Annotated in this window: 21 protein-coding genes and 1 tRNA gene; 12 read left to right on the plus strand and 10 right to left on the minus strand. The window is 43.2% G+C overall.

Annotated features, from left to right (window positions below; translation table 11 throughout):
* Positions 1-59: 59 nt before the first annotated feature.
* Genes BUB08_RS14820 through BUB08_RS14830 form a run of 3 tightly spaced genes read right to left on the minus strand, consistent with a single transcriptional unit; the run spans position 60 to position 4,705 of the window.
* Positions 60-809: a LytR/AlgR family response regulator transcription factor gene (locus tag BUB08_RS14820; RefSeq protein WP_073002690.1), complete on the minus strand. Its 750-nt coding sequence runs from the start codon at positions 807-809 to the stop codon at positions 60-62.
* Positions 806-2,725 carry a tetratricopeptide repeat-containing sensor histidine kinase gene (locus tag BUB08_RS14825; protein ID WP_073002691.1) on the minus strand — a complete coding sequence of 640 codons (1,920 nt, stop codon included), beginning with the start codon at positions 2,723-2,725 and terminating at the stop codon, positions 806-808. The genes BUB08_RS14820 and BUB08_RS14825 overlap by 4 nt, the downstream gene beginning before the upstream one ends.
* Positions 2,726-2,740: 15 nt before the next feature.
* Entirely contained in the window at positions 2,741-4,705 is a 1,965-nt protein-coding gene (locus BUB08_RS14830) for a tetratricopeptide repeat-containing sensor histidine kinase (protein ID WP_073002692.1), read from the minus strand.
* Between the two features lie 279 nt (positions 4,706-4,984).
* Here BUB08_RS14830 and ligA point away from each other — a divergent pair, with 279 nt between their 5' ends.
* From ligA to dapA, 3 genes are read left to right on the plus strand one after another with little or no spacing between them, the layout of a single operon-like run.
* Positions 4,985-6,994, plus strand: coding sequence for an NAD-dependent DNA ligase LigA (gene ligA / locus BUB08_RS14835; RefSeq protein WP_073002693.1), 2,010 nt, complete (start codon positions 4,985-4,987; stop codon positions 6,992-6,994).
* Between the two features lie 40 nt (positions 6,995-7,034).
* Positions 7,035-7,547 carry a DUF6913 domain-containing protein gene (locus BUB08_RS14840; RefSeq protein ID WP_073002694.1) on the plus strand — a complete coding sequence of 171 codons (513 nt, stop codon included), beginning with the start codon at positions 7,035-7,037 and terminating at the stop codon, positions 7,545-7,547.
* 3 nt (positions 7,548-7,550) lie between these two features.
* Positions 7,551-8,429: a 4-hydroxy-tetrahydrodipicolinate synthase gene (gene dapA / locus BUB08_RS14845; RefSeq protein ID WP_073002695.1), complete on the plus strand. Its 879-nt coding sequence runs from the start codon at positions 7,551-7,553 to the stop codon at positions 8,427-8,429.
* A gap of 316 nt (positions 8,430-8,745) precedes the next feature.
* On the opposite strand, the gene BUB08_RS14850 is transcribed toward dapA, so the two are convergent.
* Positions 8,746-8,818 (minus strand) — tRNA-Phe (locus BUB08_RS14850).
* A gap of 153 nt (positions 8,819-8,971) precedes the next feature.
* Here BUB08_RS14850 and BUB08_RS14855 point away from each other — a divergent pair.
* Together BUB08_RS14855 and BUB08_RS14860 are read left to right on the plus strand one after the other, a co-directional pair.
* Positions 8,972-10,201: a M16 family metallopeptidase gene (locus BUB08_RS14855; RefSeq protein ID WP_073002696.1), complete on the plus strand. Its 1,230-nt coding sequence runs from the start codon at positions 8,972-8,974 to the stop codon at positions 10,199-10,201.
* A gap of 29 nt (positions 10,202-10,230) precedes the next feature.
* Positions 10,231-10,869, plus strand: coding sequence for an O-methyltransferase (locus tag BUB08_RS14860; protein WP_073002697.1), 639 nt, complete (start codon positions 10,231-10,233; stop codon positions 10,867-10,869).
* 55 nt (positions 10,870-10,924) lie between these two features.
* Here BUB08_RS14860 and BUB08_RS14865 read toward each other — a convergent pair whose 3' ends face one another.
* Entirely contained in the window at positions 10,925-12,331 is a 1,407-nt protein-coding gene (locus tag BUB08_RS14865; protein ID WP_083570790.1) for a putative oxidoreductase C-terminal domain-containing protein, read from the minus strand.
* Positions 12,332-12,484: 153 nt separating this feature from the next.
* On the opposite strand from BUB08_RS14865, the gene BUB08_RS14870 reads away from it, so the two are divergent.
* Positions 12,485-13,375: an IS1595 family transposase gene (locus BUB08_RS14870; protein WP_073002699.1), complete on the plus strand. Its 891-nt coding sequence runs from the start codon at positions 12,485-12,487 to the stop codon at positions 13,373-13,375.
* Positions 13,376-13,522: 147 nt separating this feature from the next.
* Here BUB08_RS14870 and thpR read toward each other — a convergent pair whose 3' ends face one another.
* Positions 13,523-14,119, minus strand: coding sequence for an RNA 2',3'-cyclic phosphodiesterase (gene thpR, locus BUB08_RS14875; protein ID WP_073002700.1), 597 nt, complete (start codon positions 14,117-14,119; stop codon positions 13,523-13,525).
* A gap of 11 nt (positions 14,120-14,130) precedes the next feature.
* A complete protein-coding gene (locus tag BUB08_RS14880; RefSeq protein WP_073002701.1) occupies positions 14,131-14,727 on the minus strand; it encodes a DUF4294 domain-containing protein in 597 nt (198 codons plus the stop codon).
* Between the two features lie 90 nt (positions 14,728-14,817).
* Here BUB08_RS14880 and BUB08_RS14885 point away from each other — a divergent pair, with 90 nt between their 5' ends.
* From BUB08_RS14885 to BUB08_RS14895, 3 genes are all read left to right on the plus strand, one after another.
* Positions 14,818-16,077, plus strand: a complete 1,260-nt coding sequence (locus BUB08_RS14885; RefSeq protein ID WP_073002702.1) for an arginine deiminase — start codon at positions 14,818-14,820, stop codon at positions 16,075-16,077.
* Between the two features lie 7 nt (positions 16,078-16,084).
* Complete coding sequence (locus BUB08_RS14890; RefSeq protein WP_073002703.1) at positions 16,085-16,618, plus strand: RNA methyltransferase; 534 nt, start codon at positions 16,085-16,087, stop codon at positions 16,616-16,618.
* A 126-nt stretch (positions 16,619-16,744) separates the two neighbouring features.
* Positions 16,745-18,040 (plus strand): DUF2851 family protein, encoded by a 1,296-nt coding sequence (locus tag BUB08_RS14895; RefSeq protein ID WP_073002704.1) that lies wholly within the window; start codon positions 16,745-16,747, stop codon positions 18,038-18,040.
* A gap of 31 nt (positions 18,041-18,071) precedes the next feature.
* Here BUB08_RS14895 and BUB08_RS14900 read toward each other — a convergent pair whose 3' ends face one another.
* Both BUB08_RS14900 and BUB08_RS14905 read right to left on the minus strand, forming a co-directional pair.
* Positions 18,072-20,045, minus strand: a complete 1,974-nt coding sequence (locus tag BUB08_RS14900) for a monovalent cation:proton antiporter family protein (protein WP_073002705.1) — start codon at positions 20,043-20,045, stop codon at positions 18,072-18,074.
* A gap of 111 nt (positions 20,046-20,156) precedes the next feature.
* On the minus strand, positions 20,157-20,882 hold the full coding sequence (locus BUB08_RS14905) for a NigD1/NigD2 family lipoprotein (protein WP_073002706.1): 726 nt from the start codon (positions 20,880-20,882) through the stop codon (positions 20,157-20,159).
* 191 nt (positions 20,883-21,073) lie between these two features.
* Here BUB08_RS14905 and BUB08_RS14910 point away from each other — a divergent pair, with 191 nt between their 5' ends.
* The 3 genes from BUB08_RS14910 to BUB08_RS14920 are packed head-to-tail and all read left to right on the plus strand — an operon-like array spanning position 21,074 to position 22,535.
* On the plus strand, positions 21,074-21,664 hold the full coding sequence (locus BUB08_RS14910; protein WP_073002707.1) for a thioredoxin family protein: 591 nt from the start codon (positions 21,074-21,076) through the stop codon (positions 21,662-21,664).
* Between the two features lie 13 nt (positions 21,665-21,677).
* Complete coding sequence (locus tag BUB08_RS14915; protein WP_073002708.1) at positions 21,678-22,217, plus strand: thioredoxin family protein; 540 nt, start codon at positions 21,678-21,680, stop codon at positions 22,215-22,217.
* 30 nt (positions 22,218-22,247) lie between these two features.
* Positions 22,248-22,535, plus strand: a complete 288-nt coding sequence (locus BUB08_RS14920; RefSeq protein WP_073002818.1) for a co-chaperone GroES — start codon at positions 22,248-22,250, stop codon at positions 22,533-22,535.
* A gap of 190 nt (positions 22,536-22,725) precedes the next feature.
* Here BUB08_RS14920 and hutH read toward each other — a convergent pair whose 3' ends face one another.
* Positions 22,726-24,228, minus strand: coding sequence for a histidine ammonia-lyase (gene hutH / locus BUB08_RS14925; RefSeq protein ID WP_073002709.1), 1,503 nt, complete (start codon positions 24,226-24,228; stop codon positions 22,726-22,728).
* Positions 24,229-24,246: the final 18 nt, after the last annotated feature.

Genomic DNA, 24,246 nt, shown 5'->3' on the forward strand with positions numbered 1-24,246 from the left:
TTGAATACGAGAGGCAGGAGTTTGAAAGCGTTTGATTCTGTCGTGTTTTTGGATTAAAATCAGAGATTTTCAATCAGTTGGATGAGCCTTTTTTTCTGCCGTAACGAAACCGGAATCTCTTTTTTGTTTTTCATAATAATAAAGCCTCCGTCCGATTTGTCGATTCGTTTTACATGGTTGAGATTTACCAGAAAAGACTGGTGTGGACGAAAGAACCCATGTCCCGAAAGCAATTCTTCGTATTCGCGGATGCTTCTCGATACCATTATTTTTTCATCGTTGGCAAGGTGAAAAGTGGTGTAGCTGTTGTCGCTGCGGCAGTAAAATATATCGCAGGCATCAACAATATGCAGTGAGTCCATGGTTTTCAACACCAGTTTTTTGCCCTGGTTCTCGTTTTGCAGGGTTTCGAATAAAACCCCGGTTTGGAGCTGCTGGTTTTCGCCTTGGTTTATTTCGTCGATAGCATGTTGTATTGCCTGCTGAAATTCAACTTCGTTTACCGGTTTTAGAATGTAGTCGAGCGCACTGAATTTAATGGCTTTAAGCGCGTAAGTATCGTAGCCCGTAATAAAAACTACTTTAAACGAATAGGGCTTTAATTGCTGAAGAATATGGAATCCGGTGCTTTCGTTCAGCTCCACATCGAGCAGAACAAGGTGAGGCTTTTCCTTTTTTATAAGTTCGATGCCACTTTCTACCGAGTTGCCGATTCCTGCCAGCTTAACTTCCGGAAAATACTCTTTTAATAACCGGCGGTTAACCTCCTGCATGGCCGGTTCGTCGTCTATTACAACAGCTTTAATCATACGTCAAAAATCGGAATGTTTATAACAATTCTTACTCCCGTTACAGAGGAGTTTGAATCGTAAAGGTTTGTCAGTTCAAATTTAAACTCTTTTTTGTGTTTTTGCTGAATTAGCTTTCTTCGTTTTTCAAATATTTCCATGGCCATCGAGCGGTGTCCTGTTGCCGGATTTGCCTTAATTCCTTTCCCGTTGTCTTCAATAATAAACTCAACCCATTGCTCTTTGTCGGTTATTTTTACTGTTAGTTGCCCCCTGTAATCGATGTTGTTGAACCCGTGTTTTATGGCGTTTTCAATAAATGGTTGAATCATCATTGGCGGGATTCGGATAAAATCGGCTTCCAGTTCTTCACTGGTAATTATTTCGAAGTTGAATTTGCCGGGCTTACGCATTTTTTCCAGTTCCATGTAATTGGCCAGCATTTTTATTTCGTCGCTCAGGGCAATGGATTCGCTGGCCGAATATTCGAGCGTAGAACGGGTTAACGAAGCAAATTGTGCAAGGTAATTTGCAGCCTTTTTTGTGTCGTTGCCCATTATATAATTCTGAATAGAGCCCAGTACATTGAAAATAAAATGCGGGTTCATTTGCGACCGAAGTACTTTTTGTTGCAGGTCGTTTTGTGCCAGCCGTGCTTGTTTTCTGCGGATTTGCAGGATGTATAAAATCATGACAATAACAACCAGTAAAACTGCCAGCAAAATTATTCCTGCACGGAGCCGCTGGTTTTTAAGTTCGTTTTCGGTGGTGAGCAGCTCAATTTGTTGTTCTTTTTTCTGGGTTTCAAAGCGTATTTCCAATGCCTGTATTGCCTTGTTGTTGGCTTCGTTTATTATGCTGTCCTGGTAAATATGGCTTTTGTGCATTGCTGCATATGCTTTTTCCCACTGATTTTGCTTTTTGTAAATTTCTGCATAATTGGTATAGGCAGTCATCAGATTTTTTAACGAACTTACTGTTTGTGCCTGGGATGTAGCTAAATCCAGATAGTGCAACGCGTTTGTGTAATTCTTTTGTGCAATGGCAATCTCGCTCAGGTAACAGTTGCAATAACTTTGGTAACGAAGGTCTTTGTTTTTTTGATGGAAAAATAGTGCCTGTTCGAATTTTTCTTTGGCTTTGTTGTATTCTCCGTTTGCCAAGTAAGCCCTGCCGATCAGGTGCTCGGCAACGCCCATTCCTTCGTCTGAACCGGTTTTTAGAAGTAGGTCGCGCGAAACCTGAAAATAATACATGGCCGAATCGTTTTGCTCTTTTATTAAAAATATTTCGCCAATCGATCCATAGTTGTAGGCAAGTGTTCGTGTGTCGTTTCGCTGCCTGGCAATATCCGACGATTGCTGAAAATAGCTCATGGCCCGGTCGTAGTCTTTCTGAAGAATAAGGGTAGTTCCCAGTGCATTCATGGAGTACGATGATGACCGTAAATTCCCAACCGCATCGGAAATTGCCAGCGCTTTATGGAAGTACTCAATAGCCAAATCTGTAATGTCCTGTTTTCGGAATACCTGCCCCAGGTTATTGTAATTGTAAAACAGTTGAGCGCTGTCTTTTTCCCGGATAGCCAATTCCAGCGACATATTGTGGTATTGATATGCTGTATTGTAGTTTTCGTTGTACCGGTATTGCAGGCCTATAAAATCGTAGGCTTTCATTTCGCCTTTTACATAACCTGTGCTTTTTGCCCTTTCGGCATACTGTTTTAAAAGCGGTATATAATCGTCTCCCAGAATATTCCTTTTTTCACGGATTAGCCCGAAAGTTAACTCTAAGCTATCGGGTAGTGTTTGTGAATTTACAATTGCACGTATGCTGTCCGCCAGTCGTTTTTCTGAAAAATGGTCGGCTTTGGTTTCTAGTGCAAAAAAAAGAAGCAGAAAAAGCGCATATTTTATTGGGTGTATTTTATGTTTCATCCAGTTTAAAAAGATTTAGAGTTTTGTATCTACGGGAATGATTATTTGTATGCGCGTGCCTTGTTGCTCCGGGGTTTCTTCGGAAATGTCAGTTATTGTCTTTGTAATATGTTGTTTCGTTTTTTTGAAGAATAATTTACAACGCTCATCAAAAATTTGCATTGCCATACTGCGGTGTCCGTCATCTTTTAGCTCTTTCGCTTTGTTTATACCTACGCCGTTGTCTGTAATTCCGATGTGAAGTGTATTTCCTTTTTCATGAAAACTTAGCTGTATCAGCCCTTTTGCTTCGGTGTTTTTAAGCCCGTGTTTTATGGCATTTTCCACAAAAGGTTGAATCATCATTGGCGGGATTCGGATAAAATCGGCTTCCAGTTCTTCACTGGTAATTATTTCGAAGTTGAATTTGCCGGGCTTACGCATTTTTTCCAGTTCCATGTAATTGGCCAGCATTTTTATTTCGTCGCTCAGCGAGATGGATTCGCTGGCCGAATATTCGAGCGTGGAGCGGGTTAACGAAGCAAATTGTGCAAGGTAATTTGCAGCCTTTTTTGTGTCGTTGCCCATTATATAATTCTGAATAGAGCCCAGTACATTGAAAATAAAATGCGGGTTCATTTGCGAGCGAAGTACTTTCTGTTGCAGGTCGTTTTGTGCCAGCCGCGCCTGTTTCCTGCGGATTTGCAGGATGTATAAAATCATCACAATAACAACCAGTAAAACTGCCAGCAAAACTATTCCTGCACGGAGCCGCTGGTTTTTAAGTTCATTTTCGGTGGTGAGCAGTTCTATCTGTTGTTCTTTTTTTTCGGTTTCGTATTTGGTTTCCAGTTCCTCAATGCTTTTTCTTACTTCCTGGTCGCGCAGTTTGTTTTCGGTCACCCGCAGCGAGTCGTTCCAGGCAAAGGCCTCGGGATAGCGGTGCAGGGCAACGTTTAGTTCGTATAGCAATTCGAGGCACTTTAGCTTCTCTGTTGAATAATACTCAATTTCTTCTTTCCGGATATTTTCTTCTGCCAGTTTCAGCGCTTTTGAGTATTCCCCGGTAAGCTGGTAAAGGCCGGATTTGAAATTATTGTTGAAAATTTCGTCGTACGGGTTTCCGCCAAAGTATTTTTCCGCTTCGGTGGCCAACTCCAGCGCTTTGGGGATGTTGTTCAGTTGCCTGTAAATATCGGCACTGTTTGTTAGTGCGGTAGAAATGCCCTGGTCGAAGTGGTGTTCGGTGCTTAAAACATGCAGGGTGTCGTAATAGGAGAGGGCTTTGTCAAATTCGTTTCTTTGTTCGGCAATTCCACCAAGGCTGTTGTATATTTTGGCGATATCGCTGAACGAAGCACAATTTGCCACATCTTTCATTTTGTAGGCTTTAAGAACGTACTCCTCCCATTTGTTAATGTTGTTGGTCTCTTTAAAAATATTTCCAAGTGTTACATAGTGGTAGCAGATTCGCTCCGGATTATTGGCTGTTTCTTTGGTTTTTAGCGCATATAAACCATACTGAATCGCTTTGTCGTAATCGCCCGTGAAATTGTAGTTGGTGGCCAGGTTCATGCTTATTTTTGCAATTTGGCCTGCATCTTCCGTCTCTTTTGCATTTTCCAGAGCGGTCAGATATGCTTTATTCGATGCACTGAAATTGCCGATAATTGCATATTGGTTGGCCAGATAGTTGGCAATTTTCGCAGCTTCTTTATGGTCGTTTATATTTTTTGCAATGCGCAATGCTGTTTGAAACAGCTCAATCGAACGTTCGTATTCTTCATTCTCGTCGAGTTGTACTCCGAATTCGTAACAGGTATGCATTATTTTAATACTGTCGCTGCCTGCTTCTTTTATTTTTTTGTTGAAAGCCAGCTGTGTGGAATCGGGAGACTCCCCCGGCTCTTCCTGCGCCAGGCATTTTTTACCAACGGGCCGGGTCAGTAAGAATCCGATGAGTAGACAGGATAGAACCCTGACGGCTGAGTTAATGCTCATTTGTTTAATGAAGATTTTTGGTTTTCGAATTGTAAAAATATATTTTTTGCTTAACTATTTGTGGCATAATCTGTATTGAATGCTTTTTTCTTGTTTTTTGGTTGCGTTGATGAATGGAAGAAGAGAAGACGTTTCAGAAAAAAATCGTGTTTTTAATCTGTTTGGTTTCAGTTGTTTGGATTGGCGCCCCATACAAGTGAATAAATATTAAAAGTAAATAAGAAATCTTGCGTATTTTTAGCTGCACTTTTTCATAGGGAATTTTAAAAAGAAAGACGAATGGAACGACAGGATGCACAGCGGAAAATTATTGCGTTAAGAAAGGAACTGGAAGAACATAATTATAAGTATTACGTGCTGGCACAGCCCGAAATAAGCGACTTCGAATTTGATATGAAACTCAAGGAGCTGGAAAGGCTGGAGGCAGAGCATCCGGAGTTTGCAGACCCCAATTCGCCCACCCGGCGTGTTGGAAGCGACATTAATAAATCGTTTAAACAGGTTGAGCACCGTTACCCGATGTTGTCGCTTAGCAATGCGTATTCCGAAGGAGAAATAGCAGATTTTGACAACCGCGTGAAAAAGCTTATCGGAGATGATTTTCAGTATGTTTGCGAATTGAAGTTCGACGGGTCGTCCATCAGCTTGCTTTATGAACACGGGAAGCTGGTGCGGGCAGTAACCCGTGGCGACGGCGTAAAAGGTGATGACGTTACTGCGAATGTACGTACCATCCGCTCTGTTCCGCTTGTGTTGCGGGGAAGCGGTTATCCTGATAGTTTTGAAATCAGAGGGGAAATTCTAATGCCGTTTCGGGTTTTGGAAGAGTTGAATGAACAGCGCGAGGAAATCGGGGAATCGTTATTTGCCAACCCGAGGAATGCGGCTGCCGGAACTCTAAAAATGCAGAATCCGGCCATTGTGGCTTCCCGGAAGCTGGATGCCTATTTTTATTTTCTGATTGGGGACACTCTGCCGGCGGTTAATCATTACGAGAATTTACAAAAGGCCGCAGAATGGGGATTTAAGATATCTGATGCCACCAGGCTGTGCAATAACCTGGAAGAAGTTTTTGAGTATCTGCACAAATGGGATGTTGAACGTCATCAGCTTCCTATTGCCACTGATGGCGTGGTGATAAAGGTAAACTCTTTAGCCATGCAGGAAGAGCTGGGATACACTGCTAAATCGCCACGTTGGGCCATCGCCTATAAATTTAAAGCCGAAAGCGCGGCTACAGTGCTTCATTCGGTATCGTTTCAGGTGGGGCGCACGGGAGCCGTAACTCCGGTTGCCAATTTTGAACCGGTACAAATTGCCGGAACGGTTGTTAAAAGAGCTTCGTTGCACAATGCAGATATAATTCAGAGCCTTGATTTACACCTGAACGACACTGTTTTTGTGGAAAAAGGAGGGGAGATTATTCCAAAGATAACCGGAGTGGATGTTGAAAAAAGGCACCCAATGGCTCAGCCTGTGGTTTTCATAGAAAAGTGCCCCGAGTGCGGAACGCCACTGGTGAGAAGCGAAGGCGAGGCTGCACACTATTGCCCCAACGAATCCGGCTGTCCGCCTCAGATTAAAGGCAAAATGGAGCATTTTGTGAGCCGAAAAGCAATGGATATTGACGGGCTGGGGCAGGAAACAATTGAGCTGCTTTATGCGCAGGGCCTTGCAAAAAGTATAGCTGACCTTTATTTGTTAAAGAAAGAACAACTGGCAGTTTTGGAACGCATGGGCGAAAAGTCTGCACAGCGTATTCTCGATGGTTTGAACGAATCGAAGAAAGTACCGTTTGAGCGGGTTTTGTTTGCGTTGGGAATTCGTTTTGTGGGAGAAACGGTTGCAAAAAAGCTGGCAAAAGAAGTTCATTCGATAGATAATCTTCGATCAAAATCGGTGGAAGAGCTGATGGAAATTGACGAAATTGGCGACCGGATTGCCCAGAGTATTGTCGATTTCTTTTCGAAACCGGAACACCTCGAAATGATTGAGTTTCTGAAAAACCAGGGGCTTCAGTTTCAGGTGAGCGAAGAGGCGTTAAGCGGACGAACCGATAAGTTGAAAGGACTGAGCATTGTTATTTCCGGTACTTTTGAGAATCATTCGCGGAACGAACTAAAAGAGCTGATAGAGCAAAACGGAGGCAAAAATGTAGGGTCCATTTCCAAAAAAACAAGCTACGTACTTGCCGGAGAGAACATGGGACCAAGCAAGTTCGAGAAAGCAGAGAAACTCGGAATCCCGATTATTTCCGAAGATGATTTTATGAAGATGCTTGCGGAATGATATTTCTTTTTTCCATTTCATTAACTTTGTGCAAAAATATATGGGGCTGATTGAAAAATACGCTTACCGGAGACTTTACAAAAAGGCTGCATCGATTGATCGCCGGGTGAAGTTGCCTCATCCTGAAACCGTCAGGAAAGTAGGGATATTATGGGAGCCGTCAGAAAATCAGGCCTTTCAGTTTCTAAACGATCATTTTTCCCGCTCGCAAAGCATCGTGAGAAATATCTGTATTTATCCGAACAACGCCACTGCTGAACCCGGGGCAAATGTGTTGACAGCAAAAGACCTGAACTGGCTGGGTTTTCCTAAGCCGGGACTGGTGGACGATTTCATCAGTGCTGAATTTGATTTGCTGTTGAACCTGGCATTAACCCAGACGCTTCCGTTTGATTATATCACAGCGTTGAGCAGGGCATGTTTTAAGGTGGGGTGGTCGCCAAAAGAAACCAATTTTTTTGACTTGAATATTAATATTGAGGGGAAACCCGAAGCATTGTATCTGGCCAGACAACAAATTTTTTATCTTGGGCAACTTAATAAAACTATGTAAATTATGAATCACCCTTTTAAAGGTGCGGGCGTGGCTTTGGCAACACCTTTTACCGAAGAAAACGAAATTGACTTTGACGCACTTGATACGATAATTGGGAATCAGGTTAAGGGCGGGATGGATTATCTTGTGGCCCTCGGGACTACTGCCGAAACCCCTACTTTATCGGAAGGAGAAAAAAAGGAAGTTGTAAGTTTTATAAAAGAAAAATCTGCCGGTCTCCCAATTGTTGTTGGAATGGGGGGGAACGACACCCAAAGCATTATAAAACAGATTGACGCATTTGATTTTAACGGGGTGAACGGAATTTTGGTTGTTACGCCATATTACAATAAACCATCGCAGGAAGGGATGTTCAGACATTATTCTGCCATTGCGCAAGCAAGTCCGGTACCGATTATTTTATATAATGTCCCGTCGCGCACCGGGGTAAATATGGAAGCGGAAACAGTTGTTCGTCTGGCCGAGGCTTCAGAACGAATAGTGGCCGTTAAAGAGGCTTCCGGCATTCTTTCGCAGATTACCCGGATAAACAGAAATACACCTGACCACTTTTCTGTAATTTCAGGCGACGATGTGCTTGCTTTGCCCATTATGTCCATTGGCGGAATAGGGGTTATTTCGGTTATTGCCAACGCGCTTCCCGGAAAGTTGAGCAGCCTTGTTCATTTTGCGCTCGAAGGCAAATATGACCAGGCACGCGAACTGCATTTCGAACTAATCGATCTGTTTAAGCTGCTGTTTAAAGATGGTAATCCCGGCGGTGTTAAAGCCCTTCTGAACATTCAGGGGATTATTAACAATGAACTGAGGTCTCCTTTGTATCGAATCAGTGATGGAACTTACGGAGAAATTAAAGAGGCGTATTTGAAGTTAAAATAGGCCTTGCTTTAGCTTTTTTTAATAGAACTGATTAGATAATTTCCTTGCCCTTTTCGGGGGAGGGCTTTTATGTAGCTGCTTCCCCAATATTTTCCCAATCGTCAATAAAGCAATATTGCTGAAGTTTTTTTTATTCAAAGGTGAAGAGTCCTTCCTGTTTAGGGTAGCTAAAATTTTTGCTTAAAAAACTAAATCCACCTGCTTCTTAAGGTAGCCCGGATTTTGCAGGTGACTTCCAAATGTGTTTTTAGTCGAATTTAGAAACGAAAAAAGCGCCTTAAATCATGGATTCAAAGCGCTTCGTTTTCCCTTTTTGTGGTGCCACCTGGAATCGAACCAGGGACACACGGATTTTCAGTCCGTTGCTCTACCAACTGAGCTATGGCACCCCTTTATTTTGGTGTTGCAAAAGTAGCTATTTTTTTGAAACCGCAAAGAAATTTCAATTTAAAGTCAACTTTTCTGCAAAAATAAACGTCGGGCATCTGGCTGTTTGCGGTGAGTTTTACTTTTAGTACTTTTGCAGCCTTATTTTATTTTTAATGGTAGAAACTGATTTTCTGACACATATATTGTCCAACGGCATTCGGCTCATTCATATGCCTGTTGATTCGTCGGTCGGACATCTGGGAATTCTTATAAATACCGGTTCCCGCGACGAAGAAGTTGATGAGCACGGATTGGCTCATTTTATTGAGCATTCGATTTTTAAAGGAACAAAAAAGAGGAAAGCTTACCATATTTTAAGCCGGATTGAAGATGTTGGTGGTGAACTGAACGCTTATACCACCAAAGAGGAAACAACGCTTTATTGTACCTTCTTATCGGAGTTCTACGAGAGAACAGCCGAATTACTAAGCGATATTCTTTTTAACAGTACTTACCCCGAAAAGGAGTTGAAACGAGAGAAAGAAGTAGTTCTGGAAGAAATTAACTCGTACAAAGATTCTCCATCCGAATTGATTTATGATGAATTTGAGGAGCTGATTTTTGACGGCCATCCCATTGCACGAAATATTCTGGGAAACCCGTTAAACATTAGTTCTTTTAACCGCGATGCTATTTTGCGTTTTATCGGCAATAATTATCACACCGACCAGATTGTGATTTCTTCTGTGGGGAACATGGATTTTAACTCGCTCATAAAACTTATTGAAAAGTATTTCGGGAAAGCGGAAGCCAATTTGCGGCACAACGGGCGAAAGCGGTTCGAGAATTACGTGCCGGGCAGCCGTGTAGAAGAGAAAGACACTTTCCAGTCGCATTGTATGCTTGGAAATATTGCGTATGACGTTATGCATCCGAAAAGGATAACAATGGTGTTGCTCAACAGCATTCTTGGCGGACAGGCGATGAATTCGCGGTTGAACATGGCGTTGCGCGAGCGCAAAGGGATGGCATATAATGTTGAATCCGGTTATACGGCATACACCGATACCGGGTTGTTTAACGTTTACTTTGGAACAGACCGCGAAAATCTTGACAAGGCAATTGCTCTTGTTTACAAAGAATTTAAACTGTTGCGTGAGAAAAAGCTGGGGGTGTTACAACTGAGCAAAGCGCAGAAGCAGTTGATGGGGCAGATTGCCATCTCTACCGAAAACAGGGAGGATTTGATGCTTTCCATCGGTAAAAGTTATCTTCTTTTTAACAAGGTGGATACCGTGCAAACGATTTTTAAAAAGATAGAGGCAATTATGCCGCTTGATTTGATGGAAGTTGCCAACGAAATATTGGTGGACAACCAGATGAGTACGCTGGTGTACAAGTAATCAGGCAAGTAACATTTGAAAGAGAAAAATTGACTAGAGAAAAGGAAATAGAACGATACGTTCTGGAGCACGTTGACCAGGAAGACCCGCTGCTGCAGGAACTGGACCGGGAAACACACCTGAAGGTGCTTGGTTCCCGAATGCTGTCGGGGCATTTACAGGGGCAGTTGTTAACCATGTTTTCAAAAATGATTCGACCCGGCAGAATTCTGGAACTTGGTACTTTTACCGGCTATTCGGCCATTTGCCTGGCTAAGGGGTTACCCGAGGGTGGAAAACTCATTACCATTGAAAAGAATGACGAGCTGGTAGATTTAGCCCAAAAGTATTTTGCGAAGACGGGATTGCAGTCCCGGATTGAACAGCTTGTTGGCGCTGCCGTAGAAATAATTCCGACGCTTTCTGATGCTTTCGACCTGGTTTTTATGGATGCCGACAAACGGGAGTATTCGGATTATTACAACCTGATTTTCGACAAAGTACACAGCGGGGGATATATTATTGCCGACAATACGCTTTGGAGTGGCAAAGTTCTGGATGCACCGGTTCATGGCGATGACCAGACATTGGGAATTATTGCTTTTAACGAAATGGTGAAGAACGATTCCCGGGTGGAAAAAGTTATCCTTCCGTTGCGCGATGGCATGACGGTTATTCGTAAAAAATAATAAGCTGCCCTTTTGGACAGCTTATATTATCTACTTATTTATTAAATCTGGTTTTTTATTTCATCGCAGCTTTTAGCCCTTCGGTGGTGGTGTAATATTTTACAATCATATTTGGAACTTCCCACTCAGGCATTTCACCTTTAACAAGGAATTCCAGATACTTTTTAGTAACCTGTCCGAAGTGAGCTTCGTGTCCAACCTTATATTTTTCCGGAATGTTAACCATCCAAAGGTCGTCTTTCAGTTTTTTCAGTTCCAGGCCTGGATGTTTTGCCTGCAGATCTTTATTTACAGCTTTGTCGAGAACAGCAGCAAAAGCCTCTGCATTGGTTCCGGCAACCGGTTCAACATAAAGTGTCGGTTTGTATCCTTCGTCGGCGCCCTGCTTAATAATCAGGTTGCAATTTGTTCCGCGCATAATGGAATAGTGGGTGTCGCCTGTTCCTTCAGGTGCTTCAAAATTCCAGATTACCGAAACTTTTGCATGAACACCTTTCAGTGTATAATTGATTTCTCCGTTGGCATACACTTTCAGAATGTCGTTTTCAACATCTTTTTTCAGGAAATCAGGATACTCGTCCAGCTTGGTGCTTTTTTTAAACATCTCGGGAGTAAGCTCGGTGGCCCAGCGACTGGCAGATGTAATTTCAACATCTTCTTTTTTCAGGGTTACTTCAGGAAATGCTTCCCATTGTATCATGTCAACCAGGTGGGTTGTAACATCAACAATACCTTCTCCCTGCTGATTTACATCGAAGAACCAAGCGGGACGTTGCAGCGGACTGCCCGAAACGTATTTGAAGAAATGGTGTACGCTCTCTTTTGTAATGGCCGGGTTTTCAGGTGTTCCCACCTCCAGCGTGCCAAATACTTCGGGCATCATCGACAGTTCCCGTTGAATCATGGTCGTAATTTCGTAACGCTCCGTCATAATATCGTAAAGCAATACGCCTTTTTCGTCTGCTATTTTGAAGGCCTTTTCCAAAACGGGGAATTCTTCGGGTAAAATGATCATCGGCTTGTCGGCAAGAACATTGATGCCGGCGTCAATTGTTTTTAAAATGTAATCAGCCTTTTTTGCGTTGTTCCCTGCTGTAACCATAACATTGCCGGGTTTGTCTGCCAGCATTTTTTCGAGGTAATCCGGCCCGGTGTATACTTCCGATTTCCAGGAGGTTGGATTTTCTGCCCGGTTGTTGAAGCTGTTTATTAAATTCAGGTGAGCCTGCAATTCAGGGCCTTCTGGCGCATAAATATGCACTGTCGGATCTATCTGATCGTACATGGATTTTTGCACCAGCGCAGCGTGGAAATGGCCTGGGTCGAGGGTCATTAACTTTACTTCTCCTTTGGCTCCTGTAAACATATCTTTCGATTCTTGGGTTTCTGACTTCTGACCTCCACCTGAACATGCAGAAAGCATTACGGTGAGAACCAGCATGGAAATTGATATTCTACTCATAGTTGGTAAATTTTAAGTTGATTCCGTTAACGTACACAGTATGCAAATTTAAAACTTTATTTGGATCTAGCGGAACAGTATTTTTGATTTATTGAATTAGGCATTTTGTCAAAACAGCAAAAACAGCTAAATTAGGGAAAAACAGGATTAAAAATGGAGAACAAATTTAAAAGCCTTACGATTTTCGAATTCCAGGAACGTTTCCCCGACGAGTCAGCCTGTTATGAGTACCTGACAGAGCTGAAATGGGGCAACGGTTTTGTCTGCCCCAGTTGTGGCCATGACCGTTATTGCAGGGGAAAACGGGAATACGACAGGGAGTGTACCAGCTGTCACCGAATCGTTTCGCCTACCAGTGGGACTTTGTTCCACCACCTGAAGTTTTCAATACTAAAAGCCTTTTACATTGTGTATTATGTCAGTACGAACAAAAAAGGCATTAGTAGCACTGAACTAAGCAGGAAACTTGGACTGGGCCAGAAAACCTGTTGGCGGTTCAAGCAGAAGGTTATGAAGGGGATGAAAAGTAGCGGCAGGCATAAAATCAGGGACAAAGCGGAGGTAGATGAAACCGTAGTCGGAGGCCAGGAAGAAGGGGTAAAAGGGCGGAAAAACGGCAGGAAGAAGCTGGTTGTTTTTGCCATTGAAAAACAGGGCAAAGGTGTAAGCCGGATGTATGGGAAAGTCATACAACACTCCAGTTCAAAAGAATTAGGGGCATTCATGGAATCTGTATTGGAGAAATCAGCCCGAATTAAAACTGATAAATGGAGGGGATACCAGCCATTAACAAAAGATTTTCTTAATCTTAAACAGGTCGATTCAGGTAAGAAAGGGCGTAATTTCCCCGAGCTGCACCGGGCAATAATGGGATTCAAAGGATGGCTCCGGGGAATGCACCATCAGGTGGAATACCTGCAGGCATACATTGATGAATATTGCTACCGCTTTAACCGTAGCTTTATGAAGGAGGGAATATTTGACAACCTGCTGCAAAAAATGGTTGAAACTCCTCCCGTGACCTATAAACAGATTATTGCTTAAGTACCTAATTCAATTGATTTATTTTCTGAAAGTTTCTATTTCAGTGACCCGTTGTTGATGCGTGTTTTTTTGTTGTCCCTTTAATATTTAGCCGAGAGGAATTTTCAGAAATGTTGATGCAAAAGAAGAACCTGTTTGCTGTTGACCTTACAGGGCGGCTTTTGATGTTGAAGCGGTTTTCGTTAAAAGAAATTTTTTCAGAGAGATATATTTCGGCCCGGAGGGATTCAGAATGCTTTGATAGAATGTGATTTCGTTGATTTTAGAGTTTTGCAAAGGCGTATTTTGGTATGCTTCTACAGCCCGGTAAAAATGGTTTCTTTCTTTGATAAACTTTATCCGCGCTAAAGTAAGGTGCGGTTTAAATGGGCGGGAATCAACTTCGAATCCCAGTTTCTCAAGTCGGATGTTCATTTCGTCCGCCAACTGATGCAGCATTTCTCCGTCTTCAATTTTAGCGAACAGAACGCGGGGTTTTCCGTTGCTTTTGAAAACGCCCACACCTTTGAGTTGAAAACAAAACGGAGAAAACGCCCTGGCAATTTGTTCCAGCTCTTTATTGATAACATCTATTTGTGCAGGCCGTGTGTCGCCTAAAAATTTTAGGGTAAGGTGCAGGTTGTGGGGTTCAATCCATTTTAACTGCTCATTGCAAAGTGCGTTTTTCAGGTTGCTTATTGTTTGGCGGAGCAGCGGAGCAGCATCTGGTTTTACTGCAATAAAAGTACGAAGCAGGTTGGGCATGGCTTCACAGTTTAAAGGTATCCAACTTCAATAAGCGTTACAATTTGCTCCAGAGTTCGGTCCTCCCCGGTTGGGTCATATTCAGCTTTTAGGTCGTTTCTAAACAACCGGGCAATTCCCTGCCAAAACACGGCAGACACACCGCCCCTGAAATCCTTAATTAAAACATAAGATGTGTGCCTGGTTTCACGGTCGATTAGCTTCAGTAATATCTGGCCTTCAGAAATTGTCATGCGCTTCAAATCATCTTTATATTCGTCAAGCAGTTGTCGTTCCAGGTCTTTCATCATTTTCCGGCGTTCTCGTTCGTCCTCCAGCGCCATGTATTTTGGCTCGTATTCCTGCAGCATCTCGCCGGCAAGCTTTGCGTACGGATATACTTTTTTTACTTTGTTTACATACCTGCTGTAACGTCTTTCCTGGCGGGCGTTGTTGAAAGTTCTTTGGGGCAGTACGGTTACTTCCAGTATATTTTTATGTATCAGCGTGTCGCCGCGTTGGATAATTCCCATAACCATCGCAGTATCCTTTGTCTGAGCCTTTGGTTCAATCCAAAAAGCCAACGTAAAGAAACAGGCAATGCTCAATATTTTAATCGCTCTATTCATTTAAAAAGAAAACGAAGTTACTTCTTTTCATATTATCGCACGTGCAAAGTTTATATCTTTGCCCCGGTTTTACAACTTTAAATTGTTAAAATGCAAACCTGTATAAATTCTGAAATCGGGAAACTTGAAGGTGTAGTTATCCATACACCCGGCTCGGAAGTAGAAAATATGACTCCCGAAAATGCGGAACGTGCTCTTTACAGCGACATTCTGAATCTTTCCATTGCATCGCAAGAGTACGCCCAGCTTTCCGGAGTGTTAAAAAAAATAGCACAAGTGTTTGAGGTGAAACAGTTGCTGACGGAGGTACTTGAAAATCCAGAGGCAAAAATGCAACTGTTAAAAGACATTTGTACCCACGAGAGAACGCCCGGGATGGAAGAAAAACTGGCAGCGAAATCGTCTTCAGAATTAACAAATTTGCTTATTGAAGGGGTGGTTCTGGAGCGTAATAACCTGACCAATTATCTTAGCAACGAAAAGTTTTTGATGCGCCCGCTTCACAACCTGTTTTTTACCCGCGACTCGGCCATGGGGATGAATGAAAACATGCTCATCGGGCGGATGGCTAACCCTGTTCGTGAACGGGAAACCCTGATTATGGAAGCCATTTTTAATCATCATCCGGCATTCGAAACAAAAACAATCAATCCCGAAAAACCGCTGCATGGCATTCCGGTGGATGCAAAAGTGACTCTCGAAGGGGGCGACTTTCAGGTGATTCGCGAAGACGTTTATGTGATTGGCACAGGAATGCGGACCAGCACACAGGGAATAGATGCTATTATTGAACACATAAAAGACCAACATCGCGGAGTCCGTCACCTGATAGTGCAGGAACTGCCTTCCACTCCCGAATCTTTTATTCATCTCGACATGGTGTTTACCTGTTTGAATACAGATGCCTGCATGGTTTACGAACCGGTTGTTTACGGGTTGAACCGGCACAAAACCATTTATATTCGCATCGATAATAACAAGGTTACAATTAACGAACAGCCCAATATTCCGGAAGCGTTGAAAAAGCTGGGCATCGATTTGAAGCCCATTACCTGTGGCGGAAAAGAAGATCTTTGGGCGCAGGAACGCGAACAGTGGCACAGCGGTGCTAACTTTTTTGCTTTTGCTCCCGGTAAAATTATCGGCTACGAACGAAATGTACACACTCTGAACGAACTCAGTAAAAACGGTTTTGAGATTGTTCGTGCGTCAGATGTTATTGATGGAAAAGTGAATGTTCAGGATTATAAAAAATGTGTGGTAACAATTGCCGGTTCTGAACTGGCGCGTGGCGGCGGCGGTGCCCGTTGTATGACAATGCCCGTGCGCAGGGCCGAAGTAAACTGGTAGTGCTGTTATGCGAAAATTAAGAACAAACGAACTCAATCGTCTTACCGCCGAAGAATACAAGAAAACAGATAAAACGCCGCTGGTGGTGGTGCTCGATAACATCCGAAGCTGCAATAATATTGGTTCGGTTTTTCGGACGTCGGACGCGTTGCTGCTCGAAAAGATTTACCTCTGTGGAATTACTGCCACACCTCCCAACAAAGATATTCATAAAACGGCTCTCGATGCCGAAAAGTCGGTTGACTGGGAATACTTTAAAAAAACGGAAGACGCGGTTGAAAAGCTGAAAGCCGAGGGGTACAATATTTTTGCCGTAGAGCAGGTTGAAAACAGCATCTCTCTTCTTGATTTTGAACCTGCAGAAAACGAGAAAATAGCGCTGATTTTTGGCAACGAAGTAAAAGGGGTTCAGCAAAAAGTAGTCGATTTGTGCGACGGCGCCATCGAAATTCCCCAGTACGGAACCAAACATTCATTCAATATTTCGGTAAGTGCCGGCATCGTTTTATGGGATATTTTTCAGAAGATGAAACGGCCGTGAGAAGTGTTTGTATAAAAACGTTATTCATTAAAATAATGGGAGTTCCATCTCGCGCCTTTCATAATAAACAGTTTTTATAAAACGAAAAAATGAGTATTTTTATTACTGAACAAAGAAGTAATAAAAATGAATACCCCAAAAGCAGTTCCTGAAGAGTTCCTGCATTTCATCTGGGAAAACCACTTGTTTTTTGCCGGGAACCTGTTAACGGTTGACGGCGAAGTTCTGGAAATAGTTAGCACCGGACGAAGAAATACCAATGCCGGCCCCGATTTTTTCAATGCGAAAATCAGGATTGGGGAAACAATTTGGGCGGGAAATGTTGAAATTCACAAAAATGCTTCCGACTGGCAGAGGCACAATCATGCCGACGATAAATCCTACGAAAATGTTATTCTGCACGTGGTGGAAAATGCAGACCGGCAAGTGGTACGCAGCGACGGTTCCTCCGTTGCAACACTGGAAATGAAGTGGCCGGAGCAGTTCACAAATAATTACCAAAAATTGTTGGATGCTCAATCCTGGGTTGCCTGCCAGGATCAGTTTCATCGGGTAGACCCGGTAATTTTGCAGTTGGGTTTTAACCGGCTGATGATTGAGCGGCTGGAAGATAAAACGGGGGAAATAGTTTGGCGCCTGGAACAAAACCACCAGAACTGGAACGAAACTTTTTATCAGATGCTGGCCCGCATGTTTGGTTTTAAAGTGAATGCAACGCCTTTTGAGTTGCTGGCAAAAGCTGTTCCCGCGAATATTCTGGGAAAACATAAAAACAGTATTTTTCAACTGGAAGCGTTGTTGTTCGGTGCTTCCGGGCTGCTGAACGATGAGTTGTTGGGTGACGATTATTTTGTGAAGTTGCGCAACGAATTTGGCTTTTTGTATAAAAAGTACGATTTAAAACCGGTGGAAGCGCATCTTTGGAAATTTATGCGTTTGCGTCCGGGAAATTTTCCGACAGTTCGCATTTCGCAACTGGCGGCACTGGTTCACGAATCGCACGGATTGTTTTCCAAAATTCTGGAAACGGAAAATATCGACCAGCTCAAAACGCTTTTCAGGGTGCAGGCATCGTCGTACTGGAACACCCATTTTCGGTTTAACAAACCTTCTTCGAGGGCTCATTCCACCTCGTTGGGCGAAAGTTCCATCAACACCATTATTATTAATGTTGTGGTGCCTTTTCTTTTTGTTTACGGGGAAAAACAAAACCAGCACCATTTGAAAAACCGTGCGCTGGATTTTTTGGAGAAGCTTCCGCCTGAAAACAACTCCATTGTAAAACGGTGGGGCGAATTAGGAATAGTTGCCCGCTCGGCGTTTGAATCGCAAGCGCTGCTGCAACTGAAAAATGTACACTGCAACAACAAAAAATGCCTGACCTGCCCGATTGGGAACAAACTCGTAAAAAGCCTGGACTGAACGTGCTGGAAGCAACAATCAACGGGCGCGGTTAAACCGAAAACAGTTCAGAAGCCAGGTTAACCTGCGCCGGGTCTCCCAAAACATATGCAATATCTCCGGCAATAAACTGGGTTTTTAACACAGGGTGCTCAATCATTTCGTCACCCCGCCTGATTGCCAGCAGCGTCACTCCGGTTTTTTTCCTCAGGTCGATTTCCCCCAGTGTTTTTCCTTCGGCAACAGCGTTGGTGTCAATGGTAATGGCCGAGATATTTACGTTGGGCAATTGGTCGAACAAAGAGGGCTGGTTTACCATGTCTTTTTCGCTGAAAGCGCCCAGGCTCATGCTTCGTATTTGTGCCATCATCCGGTTAATTTTCTTTTGCGGATAAAGCCTTCGCATTAAAACTCTGTTGAAAAAATCGATGGCGATTTCAAACTTTTCGGGGAAAACCTGGTCGGCGCCGATTTTAAAAAGTTGTTGCACATTTTCTATGTCTCTGACGCGGGCAATTACAAACGCCTGGCTATTGATTTTTTTTATTTTGCCAATGATGGCCATGGACGGAATTATGTCGCCGATTGAAATTACCACCACATCTGCAACGTCAACATGAGCTTTTAACAAAATGGGTTCATTTACCGCATCGCCATAAACCACGTTGTCGCCGGCATTCATTTTTTCTTTGGCAATTGTCGGGTCAAAAATTACCGACACGTGTTTCATGTCGTATTGTTTGGCCATGATCGACAATTTCAGCGCGCTGGAGTCTTTCCCGATAATAACAAGATGGTTTTTGAAATCGGGGATGTCCACCTCTTTGAGCGGGAAAAGACCGTTTACCAGAAACCGGGGAAGGTTAAATTTCAGAAACCAGTTGGCAATCGGTAGCGAGATGTTCATGAAAATTGGAGTAAGTGCCATTGTAATTACGGTTACTGCCAGAAAAAGCTGGTAGCTGAATCCGGACAGAATGCCATGATTGTATCCTACTTTGGCAAGAATAAATGAAAATTCTCCTACCTGGCTAAGAGCAAATCCAATGAGTACAATTCCCCGGAATGTGTGTCCCAGTATAAAACCGGTGATGGAGCCAATGAGCATTTTCAGAACAACAACCAGCAAAACAGCGCCTGCCACCAGCAAAATATTTTCCTGTACAAACGAAAGGTTTAGCAGCATTCCTATTGAAACAAAAAAGAAACTGGTGAATGTATCTTTAAAAGGAATCAGGTTGCCGAAAGCGTTGTGGCTGTATTCCGATTCGGAAATCATCAATCCGGCCAAGAATGCACCAAACGCCAGCGACATTCCCAACTGGTAGGTGAGTAACGCAATTGCAAAACAAATCAGAAAAATGCTCATGTTAAACAACTCCTGGTTTTTTGCCAGCGCAATTGCGTGCAACAGTTTCGGAAGAAGCCATTTGTTGCCGGCGTAAACAATTCCCATTATCAGGGCTGTTTTTCCGAGCAGCAGAAAAATTTCCCTTCCAATGTCGGCCGAAGGATTTCCCAGCAGGTTGGTAAAAAGCAAAAGCGGAACCAGCAGCAAATCCTGGAAAATAAGAATGCCCAATACTGTGCGGCCATAATTGGACGTGAGCTCCGACCGTTCCTGTAACAACTTCAGAACAAGTGCCGAACTGCTCAGCGCAATAAGAAATCCCATAAAAAGGCTGCCCTCCCAGCTCATCTCAAAAAACGAAGACAGTGCATAAAAAACAGATGCAGTAAGCGCCACCTGAAGTAATCCGCCAAAGAAAACAATCCTGCGAATACGTACTAAATGCTTGAGCGAAAATTCTAGCCCAATGGTGAATAACAGCAAAATAACTCCAATCTCGGCCAGTATCTCGATGTTTTGCTCTTCGTGAACAAGAGCCAGAAGGTGAGGGCCGGCAATTATTCCGGTAATTAAATAGCCAACAGCCGTTGGTATTTTTAAACGGGTAAAAAGCAGGTTCACAAAAGTGGAAAGTGCAAAAATGATTACAATATCACCTAGAATTGTTAACTCCATTCGTTGTGGTTTTCATTAACTAATATAAGTGAATTTTTGGCAGAATCGGCTGGCAGGAACAAAAAAAGGCGCCTTTTTCAGACGCCTTTCATAATTGCTTTACATTATAGTTTAATTGTCTTCTTCGTATTTAAACACTCCCTTGTACTCGTTAACTTCACCGTCGTAGTCGGTACTGGTAACCCTGACTTTTACCGAGTCTTGTCCGGCAATCTTCAACTGGTTCAAATTAAACGATACATAAGCGGCAAAAGGCAGGTCTTCCCGGTCGCCGTTGTCGTTGTGGCGCAACTCAAGTTCAATGGCCTGGCTGCCGTCTAATTCCCCGGGTTCTTTTACCAGGTTGATGTAATGAACTTCGTAACGTCCCCAATATTTAATTTCGAAATTCAGCAGGCTGTCAGTCATCCAGGCATGCTTAACAATAATAGGGTCGTTCCCAATGCTGTCCTGATTTTCTTCGGTGATGTCCATAATTCCTTTCAGCAATACTTTTTTAACGGAATTTACTTTAATGTAAAATCTGTCGGCATCGCTGCCATCGTTGGCATTGTCGTCCAGAATGGTGTAGTTTAACAAAACCCGTTCTCCTGTTTTTAGGCGCGAATTCGGGTCATCGCTTCCGTAATAGTACCAGGGTAAACTGTACCCCGATGCCACCGGAATCAATACATCGCCATTGTCCATATTTATTTTATATTCCACAGGATCAGAGCTGGTTTGTTCGATCATCCCAAAGCCGATCCATACTTTGCCCAACGAGTAGCCGTCGTCATCAAGACAGCTGGTAATTGTGAAAGCTAATCCCAGTAAAATAATTAATGCATACTTTTTCATTGCTATACTCTCCTCATTTAAAAATTTATACAATTCATAGATTAACCGGGGGGGCAAATGGTTGCGTGCAAATAGAAATTTTTTTTTTCGGTGGTGTAACCGTTGCTGTCACTGACAAAAGAACAATAAACCAAATGGCACGCACTTTGTTATTTATTTCTCAATATATATAAATACTTAGATGTATAAGCATGAAAAAAATTGCATCTTTACACGGTTTAAAAACGGAGACCGGCGCGAACGAAAATGTTTGGCTGTTGTTATATAAAAAGGGTTCGGAACAGAGTGACTGTGCTTTGGAGAACTTTCAACGTGCAGGAGAAGCTGCCGCAGAAATGAAGAAAAACAACGTTCTGTGTAGTGCTGATGTAAACGAAGTGAAGGATATTCATCCGGAATTTGGTGTGACAACTGTACCTGCGCTTCTTTATTTTGAAAAAGGGCAGTTGCGTAATCTGGTAAAAGGCTGCCACCGGCCGGAGCAGTTTAATGCCATTTTTGACAAATCGGCAGCAACTGTTGTCGCAAATGGAGAAAAGAAACCACAGAAAAGCGTTACGGTTTATACCACGCCAACCTGTACCTGGTGTAATACCATTAAGCGCCATTTTCAGGAAAACGGAATCAATTACCGCGAAGTAGATGTTTCGCGCGACCAGAAAGCGGCTGAAGAGATGGTGCGCCGAAGCGGACAGCAAGGTGTTCCGCAAACCGATATCAACGGCGAGATGATTGTCGGTTTCGATAAAACAAGAATTAATAGTTTGTTGGGAATAAATTAAATAGTGAAATCATATGAAAAAGTTAGTATTCGTTATGGCAGTTGCAGCGTTTTCTTTTTACAGCTGTAACTCAGGCCAGGCAAAAAGCAATGAAAACGAGACCGCCGAGAGTTCGGCTGCTCAGGTACAGACAGTGGCAGACAATAGTCCGGCCAGCACAGCATCTGCCGATGGTGGTTCAATCCTTCTAACCAAAAGTGTTTTTCTGGACAAGGTTTGGGATTACAACACCTCGCCACAAGAGTGGAAATACAAAGGTGACAAACCTGCTTTAATCGATTTTTATGCAGATTGGTGTGGCCCGTGCAAAATTGCATCGCCCATTCTCGAAGAAATTTCAAAAGAGTACGCCGGTAAAATTTATGTGTATAAAATTGATACCCAAAAAGAACGCGAACTGGCATCGGTATTCGGAATTAGCGGTATTCCGGCATTTTTATACATTCCTGTTGAAGGGCAGCCGGTAATGTTGTCAGGCATTGCCCGCTCAAAAGAAGATACCAAAAAGATGTTTCAGGATAACATCGACAAATATTTGTTAACTTCAAATTAGTGTTAAACGTTTAAATAAAGAATGGTAAAAATGAAAGAGTTACAGCCAATTAATCAGAATGTTCTGCTGGAACTGTCGGAAGACACTGCAGAGCAGAAAACCGCTGCAGGGATTATTATTCCCGATTCTGCACAGGAAAAGCAGGAAGTTGCTAAAGTTGTTGCGGTAAGCAACATCGAAAATGCAGAAATTGCACCGGGAGACCAGGTGCTCTACAAAAAGTTTTCAGGTACAGAAATCGATTTCGAAGGGAAAAAATACCTGTTGGTCCCCTACGTTGATATCTTATCTAAAGTTGTAGAAACCGAGTCAATTTAAAAGGCTAATGTCTTGAATTTTACTTATTCTGCCAGAAACGTTTTTCAAAATCGACATAAAGAGCCGGGCATTGTTCCCGGCTTTTTTATTGCATAAATTTTTGTCGTCTCTGTTTTTGGTTTCACAGAAAAAAGCGGAATAAAACGGGCAAATTTGTTTTTATTCCACTTTTCCCGGAAGGAGGCTACTATTACAGATGATTCTTTTCTGTGGTATTTAAAAACGCAATTGTTTTATTAATCCCTTCGTACATCAACACATCCTGCTGAACAAATTCAACCGATTGCCTGTATTCCTGCATGAAGTTTTCCAGAAACGGCGATGTTTTTGTCGGCCGCCTGAAATCCATCGCTTGCGCGGCGTTGTAGAGTTCAATAGCCAAAATCTTTTCCGTATTTAAGGCAACCTTTAAAACTTTGGTAGCGGCGTTGGCGCCCATACTTACGTGGTCTTCCTGCTCGTTAGAAGAGGGGATGGAATCTACCGATGCCGGGGTGCAGAGTTGTTTGTTCTGGCTAACAATAGAAGCGGCCGCATATTGCGGAATCATAAATCCTGAATTGAGCCCGGGGTTAGCTACCAAAAATTCCGGGAGTCCGCGTTCGCCGGAAATCAGGCGGTAGGTGCGCCGTTCGGAAATGCTGCCCAGCTCGCTTAATGCCATAGCCAGAAAATCGAGAGCCAGTGCCAGTGGCTCACCGTGGAAATTTCCGCCGGAAACAATCTGGTCGTCATCCGGGAAAACCGTCGGGTTGTCGGTTACCGAGTTGATTTCCGTTTCGAAAACGCCGGCTACATAATTTACCGCGTCGCGCACTGCCCCGTGAACCTGTGGAATACATCGGAAGGAGTAGGGGTCCTGAATGTGCTTTTTGAACCGGTTCTGCATTTGGCTGCCTTCCAGAATATTTCTGAAGTTGGCCGCGGTTTTTGCCTGTCCTTTGTGCGGGCGGATGCGCTGGATGTTTTCCATGAAAGGTTCAATCAGCCCGTCAAATGCATCGAGCGAAAGTGCCCCAATCATGTCGGCCTGATCGGTAATCCGGAACGTTTTGAGCAATGAATAAACTCCGTGGGCAGCCATAAACTGTGTTCCGTTCAGCAGGGCCAGCCCTTCTTTGGCCTGCAGTTTAACCGGCTCCCAGCCAAACTTTTCCAAAATGGCAGAGGCCTTAATTTTTTTTCCTTCATAATTCACCTCTCCCAACCCGATAAGCGGGAGGAAAAGCATTGCAAGCGGGGCTAAATCGCCACTGGCTCCCAGCGACCCTTGCTCGCAGACCACCGGCAAAATATTGTTGTTGAATAAATCGAGAATTCGTTGTACCGTAATCTGTTGCACTGCAGAATTTCCCTTTGCCAGGGCGTGGGCTTTAAGCAAGAGCATCAGTTTTACCACATCTCCCGGAACTTCGGGGCCAACGTTGCAGGCGTGCGAAAGAATCAGGTTTTCCTGTAGTTTACTAAGCTCGGCATTGGAAATTTCAATGTCGCATAATGCTCCAAAACCCGTGTTAATTCCGTACAGTGGTTTTTCTGCTTCTTCCAGTTTTTTATCGAGGTATTCTTTGCTTTTCCGAATGAGGCGGATTGATTCTCCGGAAAGCTGTAGTTTTACATCGTTTTCGAGAATAAACTGAACATCCTCAAAACTGAGGTTGGAGGGAGTTATTTCAAAAATCTGATTTTTCATTGCTCTTATTTTCCGAGC

The sequence above is a fragment of the Mariniphaga anaerophila genome (assembly GCF_900129025.1).
In the GTDB taxonomy this organism is placed as follows: Bacteria; Bacteroidota; Bacteroidia; order Bacteroidales; family Prolixibacteraceae; genus Mariniphaga; species Mariniphaga anaerophila.